This is a genomic window from Bacillus sp. FSL M7-0791, assembly GCF_038627085.1.
Taxonomy (GTDB): domain Bacteria; phylum Bacillota; class Bacilli; order Bacillales; family Bacillaceae; genus Bacillus; species Bacillus safensis.
In genome coordinates this window covers 1,889,902-1,904,675 of sequence record NZ_CP152022.1, presented here as the reverse complement: position 1 = coordinate 1,904,675, position 14,774 = coordinate 1,889,902, and the positions used below count along the sequence as shown (strand labels likewise).

Below are 14,774 nucleotides of genomic sequence, written 5' to 3'. Positions count from 1 at the left end.
ATATTCCATCATACACGCTGTTTTTTTGTCGTTAGCTGTCCACCCAATAAATTTCTCCGCTTTGTTCTTTCCAATTGATTTGGACATCAAATTGGTGCTTTTCATAAAAGTGAATCAATCGGTCCACGTGATTCCAATCTCTTTTGACGAGGTCACCTGTGATGACTGGGATGTTCTGCTCTCTTGCGATTTCTTTTAAATGCTTCATACAGATTGAACCGTATCCATTATCGGGAGGTCCTTTAATATCGGCAATATGAATCTTTCCTTCTTCAGGATATTCAGCAATTAAGGAAAAATCAGATTGTCCGCGAAAAGATTTTTCACAATCGGTCAGCATGATTTTACATGTATCAGCATTTTCAATGGCAGAGACAATCATCCATTCATCTTCTTTCGCCTGATCAATGCCAATGATCTTTGCCTTTTTCGAAATATCTTTCATATTTTCTTGCATTCGATACATTTGGAACTGCAATTGCTGTAATTCTTGCTCTAACGCCTTCACATCTTTGGGTGTTTCCTGTAAGATTGACAAGTCCATTACTCCTTTCATATAAGAAATGATAAAAATCACATAAATTCCAATTTTAAAGGAAGTGGATGAATCTTTCAACCCGTTAGAACGCCAGTAATCGGCAAGTTTGTCTAAAATTCGACGAAGACAGCGAATTCATTGACTTTATAGAGAAAGTTAAATAACATACTCTTAGTCGGAACTAATAAAGAGAGGTTTTCAAACATGAACGAACAGAATCAAAAACCGAAAAATTTCACCGGCATTGTTGTCATTTTAACAATTGCCATAAACGGATTAATCGCTTTATTATTTTTAATGCCAAAAACAGATAAATTTAGTCATCTGGACATTACATTTCTGCCGTTACTGAATGCCGTGATGAACAGCTTTACGTTTATCTTCTTACTTTCAGCACTCATTATGATTAAACAAAAGAACATTAAAGCACATAGACGATTTATCTTTGCTGCATTTTCAACAACACTTGTCTTTTTAATTTCCTATGTGACATATCATTCAATGGCAGCTGATACACACTTCGGCGGAGAAGGGATCATCCGTCCAATTTACTTCTTTATTTTGATTACACATATTGTGCTTTCAGCAATTATTGTACCACTTGCATTGATTACACTATTTAGAGGCGCACAGATGCAGGTCGAGCGCCACCGTAAAATTGCCCGCTGGACGATGCCGCTTTGGCTCTATGTTAGTCTCACTGGCGTCATTGTCTATATCATGATTTCTCCATATTACAGCTAACGTATGTCCAACTGGACATACGTTCTTTTATTTACAAGATGAAGTGCTTTGGATAGAATGGAAATTGGATATCCGACTAGCACGGTATCTTCCCATCTATAGATTCACATCATTTCTGGCCGTTTGCTCGTTTGGAGATCAACAATTGGACGAAACGGGGGTTATATGATGACTGAACAATTGCAGTATAAACCGGGGCTTGAAGACATTGTGGCAAGCGAAACGTCCATATCATACTTAGATGTGGAGCAAGAGGAAATTGTGATTCGCGGGTACGACCTCATTGAGCTGGCACAAAACAAGACATATTTAGAAACAGCCTATCTGCTTATTTATGGAAGATTACCAGATAAGATGGAATATCACCAATTTCAGCAAGATATATCCTCACAAACGAACTTACATCCAACCATTCAAACCATATTAACGAATCTTCCAAAAACCACTCACCCTATGGATGCGATGAGAACGTGTTTATCTGCTCTTGCAGGGTATGATGACGCATTACATGATCGATCTGAAGCGTGCCAAGAAAGGCGTGCAGTTCGATTACTAGGACAGCTGCCGGCCATTGTTGCTGGAAGCTATTATATTCTCACAAAAGACGCCGCTATTTCTCCAGATCAGACCAAATCCTACACTGAAAACTTTTTATCCATGCTAACTGGACGCACCCCGACACAAGACGAAATTACCGCTTTTGACCAAACACTCACATTATATAGCGAACATGAGCTGCCGAATTCAACGTTTGCGGCTAGAGTGATTGCATCCACGCATTCTGACATGTACGGTGCATTTACTGGAGCGATCTCTTCATTAAAAGGTGACCTCCACGGAGGAGCAAATGAAGCTGTCATGCACATGCTTCTTGAAGGAAAAACAACAGAAGGATTTCTTGCGCTCATTGAACGAAAATTAGCTGCAAAAGAAAAAATGATGGGCTTTGGCCACAGAGTATACATGAGAAAAATGGACCCGCGAGCCGCTCTTTTAAAACGTTCATTGAAAACGCTTACTGAATCAAAGGGAGATACAACGCTATATGACATGTGTGTAGCAGGAGAGGCATACATGAAAGAGCAGAAAAACCTTTATCCAAATCTTGATTATTATGCTGCACCGATTTATTACGTGCTCGGAATTCCTATTTCACTTTATACACCCATTTTCTTTGCTGCAAGAGCTAGCGGATTAGCCGCACATGTTATTGAACAGCATTTGCATAATCGCATTTTTAGACCGAGAGTCCGGTATTTAGGGCCAAGAGGATTAAAGGTTTCAAATGATGATGGAAAAACGGGGGAATGAACATGAACAAAACAGCAGTCGCCAATCAAACAGATCAGCTATTAGAAGAAATCGCTGCCTATGCAGTAGACGGAGAAATTACAAGCAAAGAGGCCATTGAAACCGCGCGGTATGTGCTCATAGACACGCTCGGGTGCGGAATGCTGGCTCTTAATTTTCCAGAATGTACGAAGCACCTTGGACCTATCGTACCTGGAACTGTTGTGCCTAACGGAGCAAGAGTTCCAGGCACTTCATTTGTGCTAGATCCTGTTCAAGCGGCTTTTGATATTGGCTGTATGATCCGCTGGTTAGATTATAATGACACGTGGCTTGCACAGGAGTGGGGGCATCCGTCAGATAACTTAGGCGGAATATTAGCTGTAAGTGATTATATCAGCAGAACACGCCTTGCAAACGGAGAAGAGCCGCTAACGATGAATGACGTACTGCATGCAATCGTCAAGGCACATGAAATTCAAGGTGTCCTTGCTTTAGAAAATTGTCTAAATCGAAATGGATTGGACCATGTGTTATTTGTCAAAGTGGCAACAAGTGCAGTTGTGTGTGCAATGCTTGGCGGAACAAAGGAAGAGGTCCAGCATGTGTTATCACAAGCGTTTGTTGATAATTCCCCGCTTAGGACGTATCGCCACGCCCCAAACACAGGATCGAGGAAATCATGGGCAGCAGGGGATGCAACAAGCCGCGGAGTGAGGCTGGCAATGATGACACGTAAAGGGGAAATGGGTTATCAAACGCCTCTCAGTGCAGAGAAGTGGGGCTTTGAAGATGTTCTTATGAAAGGAAAACCACTTACGCTCGCCCAGCCCCTTGGATCATACGTCATAGAAAATGTTCTTTTCAAAATTGCTTATCCTGCTGAGTTTCATGCACAGACAGCTGCAGAGGCGGCTGTGATGCTGCATGACGCTGTAAAAGATCGTTTAGATGAAATTGACCGGGTAGAGATTACGACACATGAGTCAGCGATTCGGATTATTGATAAGAAAGGGCCGCTTTATAATCCGGCAGACCGTGATCATTGCTTGCAGTATATTACAGCTATTGGACTGATCTATGGTGAACTAACAGCTGACCATTATGAAGAAGAAACGGCGCAAAATCCAGCCATTGATCGTCTTCGTGACCGAATGATTGTGAAAGAGGATAAACGTTACACAGAGGATTATTTAGATCCGAAAAAGAGATCGATTGCAAACTGTGTACAAATTTTCTTTAAAGACGGGACGATGACAGACCGAATTGAAATTGAATACCCGCTCGGTCACCGCAGAAGAAGAGAGGAAGGCATTCCGCTGCTTGAAAAGAAATGGGTCTATCATTTAAAGACAAGGTTTCCACAAAAGCAAGTGGATCAAATTGTGTCACTCTGCCAAAATCCAAATCAATTAAAAACAACAACAGTACCAGCATTTATGGACTTATTCGTCATATAAGGGGGAGCTAGCGTGTGGATCGTGAATGAAGAAAGAAGTCAGGCTGATTTAGCCGCAGCCTTTAAAGAACAAATGAACAAATCAGCTTTATTTCAAATTACAGGCGTTCACGATGGAATGTCTGCGCTCTATGCGAAAAAAATGGGCTTTCAAGGGCTCTATTTATCAGGTGCCGCTTTTTGTGCCAGCAAAGGACTGCCAGACCTCGGCATGATCCATTCAACAGAAATGGCTGAAAAAGCGAAGGAGATGATTCGAGCTTCCCAGCTGCCGCTTTTGGTCGATATGGACACAGGTTATGGCGGTGTTTTAAATGCAGCAAGAGCGGCAAAAGAAATGGTTGAGAGCAAAGTGGCAGCTGTTCAAATTGAAGATCAGCAAATGCCGAAAAAATGCGGGCATTTAAACGGGAAATCACTCGTTCCAGTAGAAGAAATGGTCGCAAAAATCAAAGCCATCAAACAAGCGGCACCAACGCTTTTGGTGATTGCGAGAACCGATGCAAAGTCCGTAAATGGAATGGAGGATGTCATCCGCCGGGCCAATCTTTACGTAGAAGCAGGAGCTGATGCTATTTTTCCTGAGGCACTCATTACAGCAGAGGACTTCACGCATGCGTCAAACCATATTAAAGGTCCGCTCCTTGCAAACATGACGGAGTTTGGCAAGACGCCTTATTATCATGCAGATGAATTTTCTATATTTGGCTTTCAAATGGTCATTTACCCTGTGTCATCACTTAGAGTTGCTGCAAAAGCGTATGAGCGTTTATTTACAGAAATCATGGAAAAGGGAACGCAGCAGGGGATACTTGGGGATATGCAAACGAGAAAAGAGCTGTATGAAACGATTCATTATGATGAATATGAGGAAATGGACCAGCATTTAGCAAAAACGATCCTCCCGGAAATTGGGAAAGAACAGCGATAAAATGAAAAGCACTTCCTTGACGGAAGTGCTTTTTTTACGATGATGGTGTGGATGAAGAAGCCAATTTCATCTTTTCTTCAACTGTTTTCGTTTTTTCTTTTACTTTTTCAGCGTAAGTGAAGTCACCGTAGCAATACGGATAGCGGAAGTTATCTTTATTGCCGCCGCACGTATAGACCTCGGGGTTTCGTTTCACTTGCTTTTTGGAGTATTGCTTTGCCAGTTTCTCGGAATGTTTTCCCCCGTTTTTTGCAACAAAATCAATATAGCCGATTCCCATGTTATAGCTTTGAATAATGGTTTCCAAATCAACGCCTTTTTTCTTCCCATGCTTGTACATAGTCGAAAAATGATGGACTCCTTGTTTAATGCTTTTCTCAGGGTCATTGATTTCATTTCGTTTCAAACCAAGAGATTCAGAGGCCTGCATTGGATCTCCGCCCCTGCCTTTTGATTCTTGATACATCATACCGAGGATTAACCCGGTATACTGATCTAAATCTTGATCTCTTAACTCTGTTTCTACAAGCGGTTTGTAATCATCCAATCTCGACAAAACAATTGATTCCGTATCAATCGGCAGCTTTTTTAACTCCTTTTGATTAAAGGAGATGGCAATGGCTGCTAATACGAAAACAAAGAGAAAAATCGTGAAACAGCCTGAAATGGCAAAACATCCTGTTTTTTTCTTTTTCAAGGTCAGTTCACCCCTGTTTTGCCCCGCTTTTAAAAGGGAAGTACAGCCTTTTCATTATGCCATATCCTGTGCAGGATACCAAGTGAAAACCTTATAATCAATCATATCCAAACGTAAATTCAGATCTTGTTTTCAGCCTGAAGCAGAAATAAACAAAACCGATAATTAGCCAAATCAAGCCAATGATTAATGCATTTGTACTGATGCTCGTTAACAGCCAAATGCAAAACGCCGTCCCGCATAGAGGGATCACGGCATATCTCAATGTATTCAGTACACCTCTTTGTTTTTGTTTGACGAAAAAGTACGCAAAAACAGACAAATTCACAAAGGTAAATCCAATTAAGGCGCCGAAGCTGATAAAGGAATAAATGACTTCAAGTTCGCCAACGACTGCGGTTAATGAGAAAGCTCCGATTAACAAAATATTAAAAACAGGGGTTTTTAATCTCGGATGAATATACCCGAAGAAACGCTTTGGTAACGATTGATCTCTTCCCATTGCATATAAAAGCCTTGCTGCACTCGCATGTGACGATAAGGAGGAAGAAATGACAGCGACCATTGTGCCGGCTAAAAAGAACGAGTGGAGAAATGCGCCGCCCACAAATTCTGCAATTTCAAGTGAGGCTGCATCAGGATGTTTGAACTGCTGAAAATTTGGAAACACCTGCTGCAAAAAATAAGACGTCAAAGTAAACAGTACGCCTCCAATCGCAACTGTTAAGAAAATGGCAAGCGGAATCGTCTTTTTTGGTTTAATGGTTTCCTCAGACATAGTGGAAATGGCATCAAATCCTAGAAAGGAGAAACATAAAATGGTCGCTCCTGAAAAAATAAGCGCTGGATCTAAGCTCGCTGAATAAAAAGGCCGGGCTGACAATAACTCTCCACTGCCAGCGTTTTGCGTGAGCCCATAAATAACAAATCCAACAAAGGTGACGGCGACAATGACCTGAAATGTCACAAACAGCGCCGTAATGTTGGCTGTAAGCCGTATACCGATGACATTGACAGTCGTTATGGCGATAGCAAGTATGATGATCCAAATGTAATGAGGTACATCAGGAAAGGCTGCGGTTAAATAAGCACTTCCAATCGCAAAATTCACCATAGGCAGAAATAAATAATCCAGTAAGAGTGTCCAGCCCACAAGGAAGCCGACATGAGGATGAATACTTTTTTGTGCATATGTATAAGCAGATCCTGCTTTTGGAAAAGCCTTCACCATATTCCCATAGCTAAGCGCTGTCAATAGTAATGCCAGCAACGTAAATATATAAGCTGCAGCGACGTGTCCTTTCGTCAGCTGAGCAACAATGCCGTATGAATCAAATACGACAAGTGGATCCATATAAGCAAGCCCGATCACAACAAGTGGAAAGACAGTCAGGCTGCGTTTTAGTCTTGGCTCTTCAGTCAATTTGCCTATCAGCTCCTCTAAAAATGAATAAATAATGCTCATTTTAAAAAGAATGCTACCAAGTGTCAATGCTATTTGAATAAATCTTTTGTTTAAAGTGTGCCCGCTTTGCACGCCGGACGTTTTAGTATATGATGATACATAGAATAAGTCGTGATTTGACTAACAAGAAAGGTGAAGCGAAATGAAGGAAGAACTGAATACAAATCAAGAACAGGAACGGATGGAGCTGGATGAAGAAAGTTTATTTCTTGTCTCCCAAACGTTTAAAGCCTTATCTGATCCGACACGTATTCGTATTCTGCACCTGCTGTCTCAAGGTGAATACTCGGTAAATGATATAGCAGAAACGCTGAATCTCATGCAATCAACAGTTTCTCATCAGCTGCGCTTTTTAAAAAACCTTCGTCTCGTGAAATCTAGACGAGCAGGGACATCGATCTTTTACAGTCCTGAAGATCAGCATGTGATGGAAGTACTTGAACAAATGATTCATCATGCACAGCATGACTAATAAAAACCTTCCTATATGAGTAGGAAGGTTTTTACGCATGATGCATACGTGTTGATCGTTTACCTGCTTTCATCATTTGATAAGAAAAAACGATATAGTAAGCAGCTAACAGAAAAAAGCTGAGCATGGTCATGGCGTCATCACTCACAATATGCTGATACAGTTCAACGACACCAATCTTTGTGAGCGAATGGTTCGTCAGCTCACCCAGCTTAAAACTAAGTCGAGATAAAAATAAGCATAAAATGAAGCTTTCAATCCATTTACTCGTTTTCACATAAAGACGGCCATTTTCTTCTTTCATGCGGATCGTCTCATAGGCATGAACGGCCAGACTGCTTCCAAAGAGCATACCAATAGCGGCATAGATGAAAATGCTGTGATTTTGCCAGCCTTCTAATAAGAGAATAAGGGCAGTGAGTCCAAATACATACATTCTCATCAAAAGACTGATCGGGCGCACAAGCTGATAGCGTCTCATTCGATTCATTCGAAAGATGATGCAGATCAGCATAATGCTCCCAATTATGAATAACTGCCACACGTGATGTGTCATGATGCAACCTCCTCCTGCATGTGCAGGGATGTAAACGAATGCTGGCTGTTCCTTATCTTTACCATTCTTTCATTTTTTATCAAATCAAAACCTACATTTATGAAAAAGAGGAAAAGGCATGAAAATCGATCGTATTTTGTCTATTGTGATGCTGCTCATTAGCAAAAAGCAAATACAAGCGAAAGACCTTGCTGAACTTCACGAAGTGAGCGTAAGGACGATTTATCGCGATATTGAGACCATCAATCAAGCCGGGATTCCTATTGTGACAACACAAGGAGCAGGCGGAGGCATTTCGCTTGTTGACGACTATCGTTTAGAGAAAAAATTATTTACCGATGATGACATTGAGCTTATTTTAACTGCCCTTGAAAGCATGACGAGTGCATACTCCTTTAAAGAAAGTGAACATGTACTGAAAAAAATCAAATCTCTCATTCCGCCACAAAGCGATGAAAGCGAGAAACAGCACCATGTCTTTATTGATTTAAGCTCATGGGGGAAAGACAGCCAGGCAGAAAAGAAGCTTCAGCTGATCCATACCGCTGCCTCCGCGCATCAATTCATCCAGTTCACTTATCGCAATGCAAAAGGTGAAACACTTCCACGGAAAGTGGAGCCTTATACGCTTGTCTTAAAAGGAAGGCATTGGTACTTGTATGCGTTTTGTTGTGTGAAACATGATTTTCGTCTATTCAAGCTGACCAGAATGACAGACCTCATCACCATTTCAGCATATTTCAGGCCGAAAAGAATCAAAAATGAAGAGAAGCCTTGGAATGACTCTTGGCATGAAGAACCTTCAGTCACAACCCTCACGCTCAGGTTAACGGAAGCATCAGTTGGCAAAGTGAAGGAATGGGTGGATGAGAACGAATTGATCATATGTTCAGACGGGACCTATCTGGCAGCATTGACTGTGCCGCAAGATGATTGGCTGCACAGTTTCCTATTCCATTTAGGACCGGACGTCGACATTGTTTCACCTCAGCACATCAAGGAAGCATTTGATCTCCAATTAAAACAATTTATGAAGCGATTAGAAACTTGACACACTGTTGTCAGGTTTCTTTTTATATGATGGGAGAAAAGGAGATGAGAATGTATGTACGATATCGTCACATTAGAGAAACAATGGATCAAAGGGTTGTCTGTTCGAACAACAAATGAAATAGAGAAAACAAAAGAGCGGAAGATTGCACCGCTTTGGCAGGATTTTTTTGCGCAGCAGCTACATGGGGGACAAGCTCCAGTCATAGGGCTGTATTCAGATTATGAAAAAGATGAACATGGTTCTTATTTATTTACAGCTGGAGAGTTCGCGGATCAGCAGATCGAACATGTAAAAGAGATTCCTGCGTCCACCTATGCAAGATTTCAAACGAGAAAAGGACCGATTGAAGAGGTCGTGCTTGAAACATGGCACAAGATTTGGACGTGGGATCAGCGTCAATACCGCACTTATACAGGTGATTTTGAATGGTATGATGAAAGATCTATTGATCCAAAAGAAGCGCAAATTGATATTTATATTGCGGTTGATGAAAAAATGATTGCTAAAACTAATACCATTAGTTAATATAAAACTAACGATATTAGTTTTAGGAGGACAATCATGAGATTAACAACTTTTGACCGTCTGCACCAGCTTACATTGATGCCGCGATTATTTCCGGTAAATTGCTATGTCTTTGAGGAAGAGGAAGGACTCATCTTAATTGATGCTGCTTTAAAAATGGCGGCAAACTCGATCATCGAATTTGCCCGTAAAAAGAACAAACCAATTCATAAGATTATTCTCACTCATAGCCATATGGATCATATCGGCGCATTAGATGAGGTGAAGAAGGCTTTTCCAGAGGCAGTTGTCTATTTATCAAAACGTGATGCACGCCTTTTTGAAGGTGACTTTTCCTTGCTTCCTGATGAACCTCAGCAAAAAATTAAAGGCAGTTTTATGAAAAATATTCATACAAAACCAGATGTACTTGTCGAAGAAGGAGATGAGATTGGGCCGCTCAAAGTGATTGCAACACCAGGGCATACACCCGGCAGCATTTCTTTATACGATGAAAGGTCAGGAGTTGTCATTGCAGGGGATGCCCTTGTGACAAAAGGGGACTTATCGGTTACAGGTGAGTTTCGGTGGAGCTTCCCGTTCCCGGCATTTGCCACATGGGATGCAGAAACCGCATTAAAAAGCGCTGAAAAATTACTAGCGCTGAGCATATCCTGTCTTGCTGCAGGACATGGTGACCTTATCATAGAGCCTCATGAAAAGCTTCAAGCTGCCGTTAAAAAAAGACAGTACCAGCTAAAAAAAGGAGGGCAGTAAACCGTGTCTCCAAGAATGGGAATTACACAAGAAAAAATTATGGATACAGCGGCTGCATTTGTTGATGAAGAGGGCTTCTCCGCTTTGACTATTGCTACATTGTCTAAAAGGCTGAATATCAGGCCGCCTTCTCTTTATAATCATGTATCCGGCCTTCATGAGATTCAGGCAGCACTCGCAGTAAAGGGGCTCTCCATGCTTTGTGAGGAAGGGATGCAAGTCACAGAGGGGCTAGAAAAAGAAGAAGCTGTTTTAGCCTTTGCCAGACAATATGTGCAATTTGTCCGAACACATCCCGGTCTTTATGAAGCTGCCTTTTCACATATGAACGAAAAAGAAGTACGACTTGCAGCAGAGCGCCTTGTTCAGTTTGTTCAATCCATTATGTCACGCTTTGGTGTAAAAGAAGAAGAAATGACGCATGTCGTCAGAGGACTGAGAAGCTTACTGCACGGCTTCGGTGATATTTCTAATAAAAAGGGATTTCAACGAAAAGAACAGCTTGAAGAAAGTGTGAGCTATGCGGTTCGGCTCTATATCACAGGTGTATTGCAAAAAGAAGATCTGTCTATTTGACAGGTCTTTTTTTATAGCAAATCGATATCATAAAGGAGTGTCCATCTGGCACAATTTTTTAGCGAGAAAAACGAATAAAGGTTTGACAGTTTTGTGAAACATGGTATGCTTATTATGTGAAATAATTCACATAGAGGAGTAGAGGCAGATGAAAAGAAAGCCTGTTTATGTGGAAACAACCATTCATGCACCTTTAGAGAAAGTATGGGAATATACGCAAAATCCAAAGCTTCATGAACAGTGGGATTTGCGCTTTTCAACCATTTCATTAAATGGACCCCAAGATGAACAGCCCCAAACTTTTTTGTATGAAAAGCATCTTGGTTTTGGGGTAAGTGTCACAGGGACAGGAGCATATCGAACTAGAATGATGGATGAACGGAATGAACGGGCATCCTCGCTTAAATTCAAATCGTCACACCCATTGTCTTTTATCAAAGAAGGCGGCGGCTATTGGAAATATGTGAAAACGAACGATCATATTGTGTTTCAAACGCAATTTGATTATGAACCGAAAGAAGGAAAAGGATGGGCGTGGGCAGATCGATTTCTTTTTCGCCCGATGATGGGGTTTATGACGGCCTTTAGTTTTGGCGCACTAAAGACGTGGCTTGAAAAGGGTACGCACCCTCGGTTGTTACTGGAGAGAACACTTGCCCATTATGGAATTTGTTTGCTGTTTGCCATCGTCTGGCTGTGCCAAGCGGTTATCCCTTTTTCACATTCTGCTTTTGATCATAGCACCGGATTTCGGTTGTTTTATGCCCTTATAGGCGTATCATGGCTGATACCTAAGCTATCAAAGAAATATTTGTTCATTCTTCAAAGTGTGTTTCTGCTGCTGATGCTTTGTATCGGGATCCTATCCCCCCAAACGACACTTCATGAGCCGCTTGTGATGAGTGCATTTTTGATTCTATCTATTGCAGGAATGATTAATTTAAAAGATTGTTTAGATGTATTTTCGATCAAACGAAAAAGGGGAGGTAGACGTGGTCGTTCATCGTCATCAAGTAAAGGATTACGATAAGCTTCATCCAAAATTAAAAGAGAGATACAACCGGGCGTTTACCGCTGAAGGCACTATGGAGGAAATAGGCGGCGGAACGAGGCTCATTCGATTTTTCTTCAAAATTGGTCCACTGTTTCGCTGTTTTTTCCCTGAGAGAGGAAAAAACATTCCTTTCAGGATTGAGAATAAACCCTTTATGACAAATAAGGGAGAGGAAGGCATGCACTGGTTTCGTACGTTTTATTTCCCAAAGAAGGAACGGCACTTTGATGCAGATATGATCATTGATCAGAAGAGTCATAAAGTACTAGACTATTTTGGAAAGCCTAGACTTCTTATGTCAGAGCTTCATTTTACAGTAACAAAGCACGGGTTCCTTCGCATTCAATCCGGCCGGCAGAAGCTGTTGATGTTAGGACGTGAGTGGCCGCTGCCTTCATGGCTTTACGGTGTGTCAGATGTCACAGAAGGCTACGAGGAGCACGCGGGTGTGTATACTATTGATGTGCATGTGAAAAACCGATTGTTTGGGACCCTTTTTACATATAAAGGCCGGTTTACTGAAAGGGTGATGTCTCATGATGAATAAATGGCATTTGATATCAAGCCTCGTCTTCATGTGCTGTTTTATCGCCACCCGCTTGATGACAGATCCGGTAGCAGAGTTATTTGTACTGAAAGCCATTCTGTTTTTCCTTCCTGCAATTTTAGCCTTTTTTGTGAAGGAAGAGAGGGAGAGTAAGCCGGGGATACTGCTCGGCTTTTTAATGAAAGCCTTTCCATTAGCTGCTCTTTGTGCAACGGCTGCATTCATCTATCATTCTGCCTTGTTTGCATCGGGATGGTTTTTGTATACGATTCTTTTGGCGTTATATGGCTGTACTCGTTTGCTGAAAAGGGGAATCTTTCCGCTTCATGAATTGATCATCGATGGTGCATGGATGTATCTCGCTTTAGGAGGGCTTTGGTTTTGGCTGTACACGGCAGATATACAGGTGATGACCTTTTCACCAATCATCGTGCTTTTGACCGCTATTCATTTTCATTACTCAGCTTTTTTTATCCCGCTTTTCTATGGATTATTAGGGAGACAGCGAGAAAAAGAGACAGCTTTATACAAAGCGGCAGGCTGGGTGATTTTGCTGTCGCCTGTGATGATTGCTGTTGGGATTAGCTTCTCCCGTCTATTTGATACGTTCAGCGTTACGCTATATGTCATTGCACTCTACTTGTACGGTATTCTTTGTATGAAAACAAGGTTTCGATCGACTGCGGCAAAAGTGCTGATTGTGTTTTCTAGCTGCGTCTTAATGGGAACGATCGTGCTATCTCTTCTTTATTCCGCTGGCATGCTCATGCGCGTGACCTACATCAGCATTGATCAGATGATTTGGTTTCATGGCAGTATTAATGCCTTTTTTGTTATTTTACCAGGTTTGATTGGATGGCTGATCGAAGGGCCAAAGGATCAATTGAAGCAGAAGGACTTTCCGATATCAAAAGTGCATGGCCGTTTTCATTTGATCTCTTTTCAAAAGGAAAGAATGCATGATCGAGAGAACCTCGGTTTAGTCGATTCACTTGATGATTTAAATGGAACGACATTTTCAGCTGATAGGGTGTCACCTGTGATTCGAAGGTTTTATGAGAATCCGATGGCGTTTACGTTAAAAGCAGCAGTCTGTTTTCATTGGTGGGTGAGGCCGTTTGTTTTTTTACTTCAGCCAGTTTTTAAGAAAATAGGCCAGCTCTATTTGGGGACATCTCGTATCCCGTATGAAATGAAGGGGCGTCTGACTACATTTCAACATCCTAAAGAAGGGCGAAAGAATGTCAGGGCGTGGATCCGTTATAACGAAAAAGGGGAGCAGGTTTTTTTTGCACTTTATGCTCATCATCACGATGCAGCTGCGGGCTATATGAATATTGCGCTGCCGCTTCCATATTCTCAGATGACCGCCATTTTAAAACCTTTTAATGAAAAGGAAGACTTTCTCTTAAAAAGTGCATGTCCAAAAGGCAGTACCGGTGACGAAGGATTGTATTTGCATACACCTTTTATCACCATGAAACTGCCAATGGAAGAAAGCTTTCATATGAAGCCGGAGACAGATAAAAGTCTCACAGCAGTTCATCAAATGAAGCTATTCGATATTCCCTTTTTAACGATTCATTATCAAATTGACAGCGGGAAGCCATCCTGTTAGTCAATGATGTCACATGGTTCACCGTGCCGAATGATGTTCACAATCGCTTGCCCATCACTCGGATGATGATCTGCATACTGGACTGGCAGCAGTGCAAAAAATACATAGTAGACAGAGAAGTAAGCAAATTGATAGAAAAATTGATGTTCTGGCAGGATATCATTGGCGATCATTGTATTCAGTATGAGAACACTGAGCAGGTTGCATAATGATCCGCCTAGGTAGACAAGAATATGCGAGAATCGGTTATTTTTCCTCATTTCTTCATAATGGCAAAATGCATCTAGAAAATAGATTCGTCTAATTTCAACAACACCTATTTTCAATACTTTTTTGCCTCTGCCAAGAGCAAAAGAAACCTTTGCGCCAAACATCCATGCGACCATAATATGGCCAAGCTGATGCAAGATGGCAACGATAGGAAGAATGACGAAAAACGACCAGCAAAATGTCCACATATCTGATAATGTAAACAAGTGTTAACCCCTCCCC

17 protein-coding genes are annotated in these 14,774 nt (G+C 41.5%); 12 read left to right on the top strand and 5 right to left on the bottom strand.

The features are described 5' to 3' along the window. Window positions 1-31 precede the first annotated feature (31 nt). A complete protein-coding gene (locus tag MHI08_RS09555; protein WP_342500193.1) occupies window positions 32-544 on the bottom strand; it encodes a hypothetical protein in 513 nt (170 codons plus the stop codon). A 198-nt stretch (window positions 545-742) separates the two neighbouring features. On the opposite strand from MHI08_RS09555, the gene MHI08_RS09550 reads away from it, so the two are divergent. From MHI08_RS09550 to prpB, 4 genes are all read left to right on the top strand, one after another. Continuing rightward, window positions 743-1,282 carry a DUF420 domain-containing protein gene (locus MHI08_RS09550; protein ID WP_024422676.1) on the top strand — a complete coding sequence of 180 codons (540 nt, stop codon included), beginning with the start codon at window positions 743-745 and terminating at the stop codon, window positions 1,280-1,282. Between the two features lie 168 nt (window positions 1,283-1,450). After that, on the top strand, window positions 1,451-2,593 hold the full coding sequence (gene mmgD, locus MHI08_RS09545; RefSeq protein ID WP_034621348.1) for a citrate synthase: 1,143 nt from the start codon (window positions 1,451-1,453) through the stop codon (window positions 2,591-2,593). A gap of 2 nt (window positions 2,594-2,595) precedes the next feature. Next, window positions 2,596-4,032 carry a bifunctional 2-methylcitrate dehydratase/aconitate hydratase gene (locus MHI08_RS09540; RefSeq protein WP_034621351.1) on the top strand — a complete coding sequence of 479 codons (1,437 nt, stop codon included), beginning with the start codon at window positions 2,596-2,598 and terminating at the stop codon, window positions 4,030-4,032. Between the two features lie 12 nt (window positions 4,033-4,044). Continuing rightward, complete coding sequence (gene prpB, locus MHI08_RS09535; RefSeq protein ID WP_342499583.1) at window positions 4,045-4,962, top strand: methylisocitrate lyase; 918 nt, start codon at window positions 4,045-4,047, stop codon at window positions 4,960-4,962. A gap of 34 nt (window positions 4,963-4,996) precedes the next feature. Here the strand turns inward: prpB and MHI08_RS09530 are convergent, their stop codons facing one another. Beyond that, window positions 4,997-5,659, bottom strand: coding sequence for a lysozyme family protein (locus tag MHI08_RS09530; RefSeq protein WP_024422672.1), 663 nt, complete (start codon window positions 5,657-5,659; stop codon window positions 4,997-4,999). A 97-nt stretch (window positions 5,660-5,756) separates the two neighbouring features. Continuing rightward, window positions 5,757-7,082, bottom strand: coding sequence for an APC family permease (locus MHI08_RS09525; RefSeq protein WP_025093128.1), 1,326 nt, complete (start codon window positions 7,080-7,082; stop codon window positions 5,757-5,759). Between the two features lie 184 nt (window positions 7,083-7,266). Here MHI08_RS09525 and czrA point away from each other — a divergent pair, with 184 nt between their 5' ends. After that, the gene (czrA, locus tag MHI08_RS09520; RefSeq protein WP_024422670.1) at window positions 7,267-7,596 is read left to right on the top strand and encodes a Zn(II)-responsive metalloregulatory transcriptional repressor CzrA; all 330 of its coding nucleotides are present in this window, start codon (window positions 7,267-7,269) and stop codon (window positions 7,594-7,596) included. 31 nt (window positions 7,597-7,627) lie between these two features. Here czrA and MHI08_RS09515 read toward each other — a convergent pair whose 3' ends face one another. Continuing rightward, complete coding sequence (locus tag MHI08_RS09515) at window positions 7,628-8,152, bottom strand: mother cell-specific membrane sporulation protein (RefSeq protein WP_342499582.1); 525 nt, start codon at window positions 8,150-8,152, stop codon at window positions 7,628-7,630. 118 nt (window positions 8,153-8,270) lie between these two features. Between MHI08_RS09515 and MHI08_RS09510 the strand changes: the two genes are divergently transcribed. From MHI08_RS09510 to MHI08_RS09480, 7 genes are all read left to right on the top strand, one after another. Next, a complete protein-coding gene (locus MHI08_RS09510; RefSeq protein ID WP_024428349.1) occupies window positions 8,271-9,203 on the top strand; it encodes a YafY family protein in 933 nt (310 codons plus the stop codon). Between the two features lie 54 nt (window positions 9,204-9,257). After that, the gene (locus tag MHI08_RS09505) at window positions 9,258-9,731 is read left to right on the top strand and encodes a GyrI-like domain-containing protein (protein WP_218677534.1); all 474 of its coding nucleotides are present in this window, start codon (window positions 9,258-9,260) and stop codon (window positions 9,729-9,731) included. Between the two features lie 36 nt (window positions 9,732-9,767). Beyond that, a complete protein-coding gene (locus tag MHI08_RS09500) occupies window positions 9,768-10,487 on the top strand; it encodes an MBL fold metallo-hydrolase (protein WP_034621358.1) in 720 nt (239 codons plus the stop codon). A gap of 3 nt (window positions 10,488-10,490) precedes the next feature. Continuing rightward, complete coding sequence (locus MHI08_RS09495; RefSeq protein ID WP_024422665.1) at window positions 10,491-11,063, top strand: TetR/AcrR family transcriptional regulator; 573 nt, start codon at window positions 10,491-10,493, stop codon at window positions 11,061-11,063. A 148-nt stretch (window positions 11,064-11,211) separates the two neighbouring features. Beyond that, a complete protein-coding gene (locus MHI08_RS09490; RefSeq protein ID WP_034621360.1) occupies window positions 11,212-12,093 on the top strand; it encodes a membrane protein in 882 nt (293 codons plus the stop codon). Beyond that, window positions 12,056-12,664 carry a DUF4166 domain-containing protein gene (locus MHI08_RS09485; RefSeq protein ID WP_206533772.1) on the top strand — a complete coding sequence of 203 codons (609 nt, stop codon included), beginning with the start codon at window positions 12,056-12,058 and terminating at the stop codon, window positions 12,662-12,664. Before MHI08_RS09490 ends, MHI08_RS09485 begins: the two co-directional genes overlap by 38 nt. Beyond that, window positions 12,654-14,282, top strand: a complete 1,629-nt coding sequence (locus tag MHI08_RS09480) for a YndJ family protein (RefSeq protein ID WP_342499581.1) — start codon at window positions 12,654-12,656, stop codon at window positions 14,280-14,282. Before MHI08_RS09485 ends, MHI08_RS09480 begins: the two co-directional genes overlap by 11 nt. On the opposite strand, the gene MHI08_RS09475 is transcribed toward MHI08_RS09480, so the two are convergent. Continuing rightward, window positions 14,279-14,758 (bottom strand): hypothetical protein, encoded by a 480-nt coding sequence (locus MHI08_RS09475; protein ID WP_024422662.1) that lies wholly within the window; start codon window positions 14,756-14,758, stop codon window positions 14,279-14,281. The two genes, MHI08_RS09480 and MHI08_RS09475, sit on opposite strands and share 4 nt — an antisense overlap. Between the last annotated feature and the right edge of the window lie 16 nt (window positions 14,759-14,774).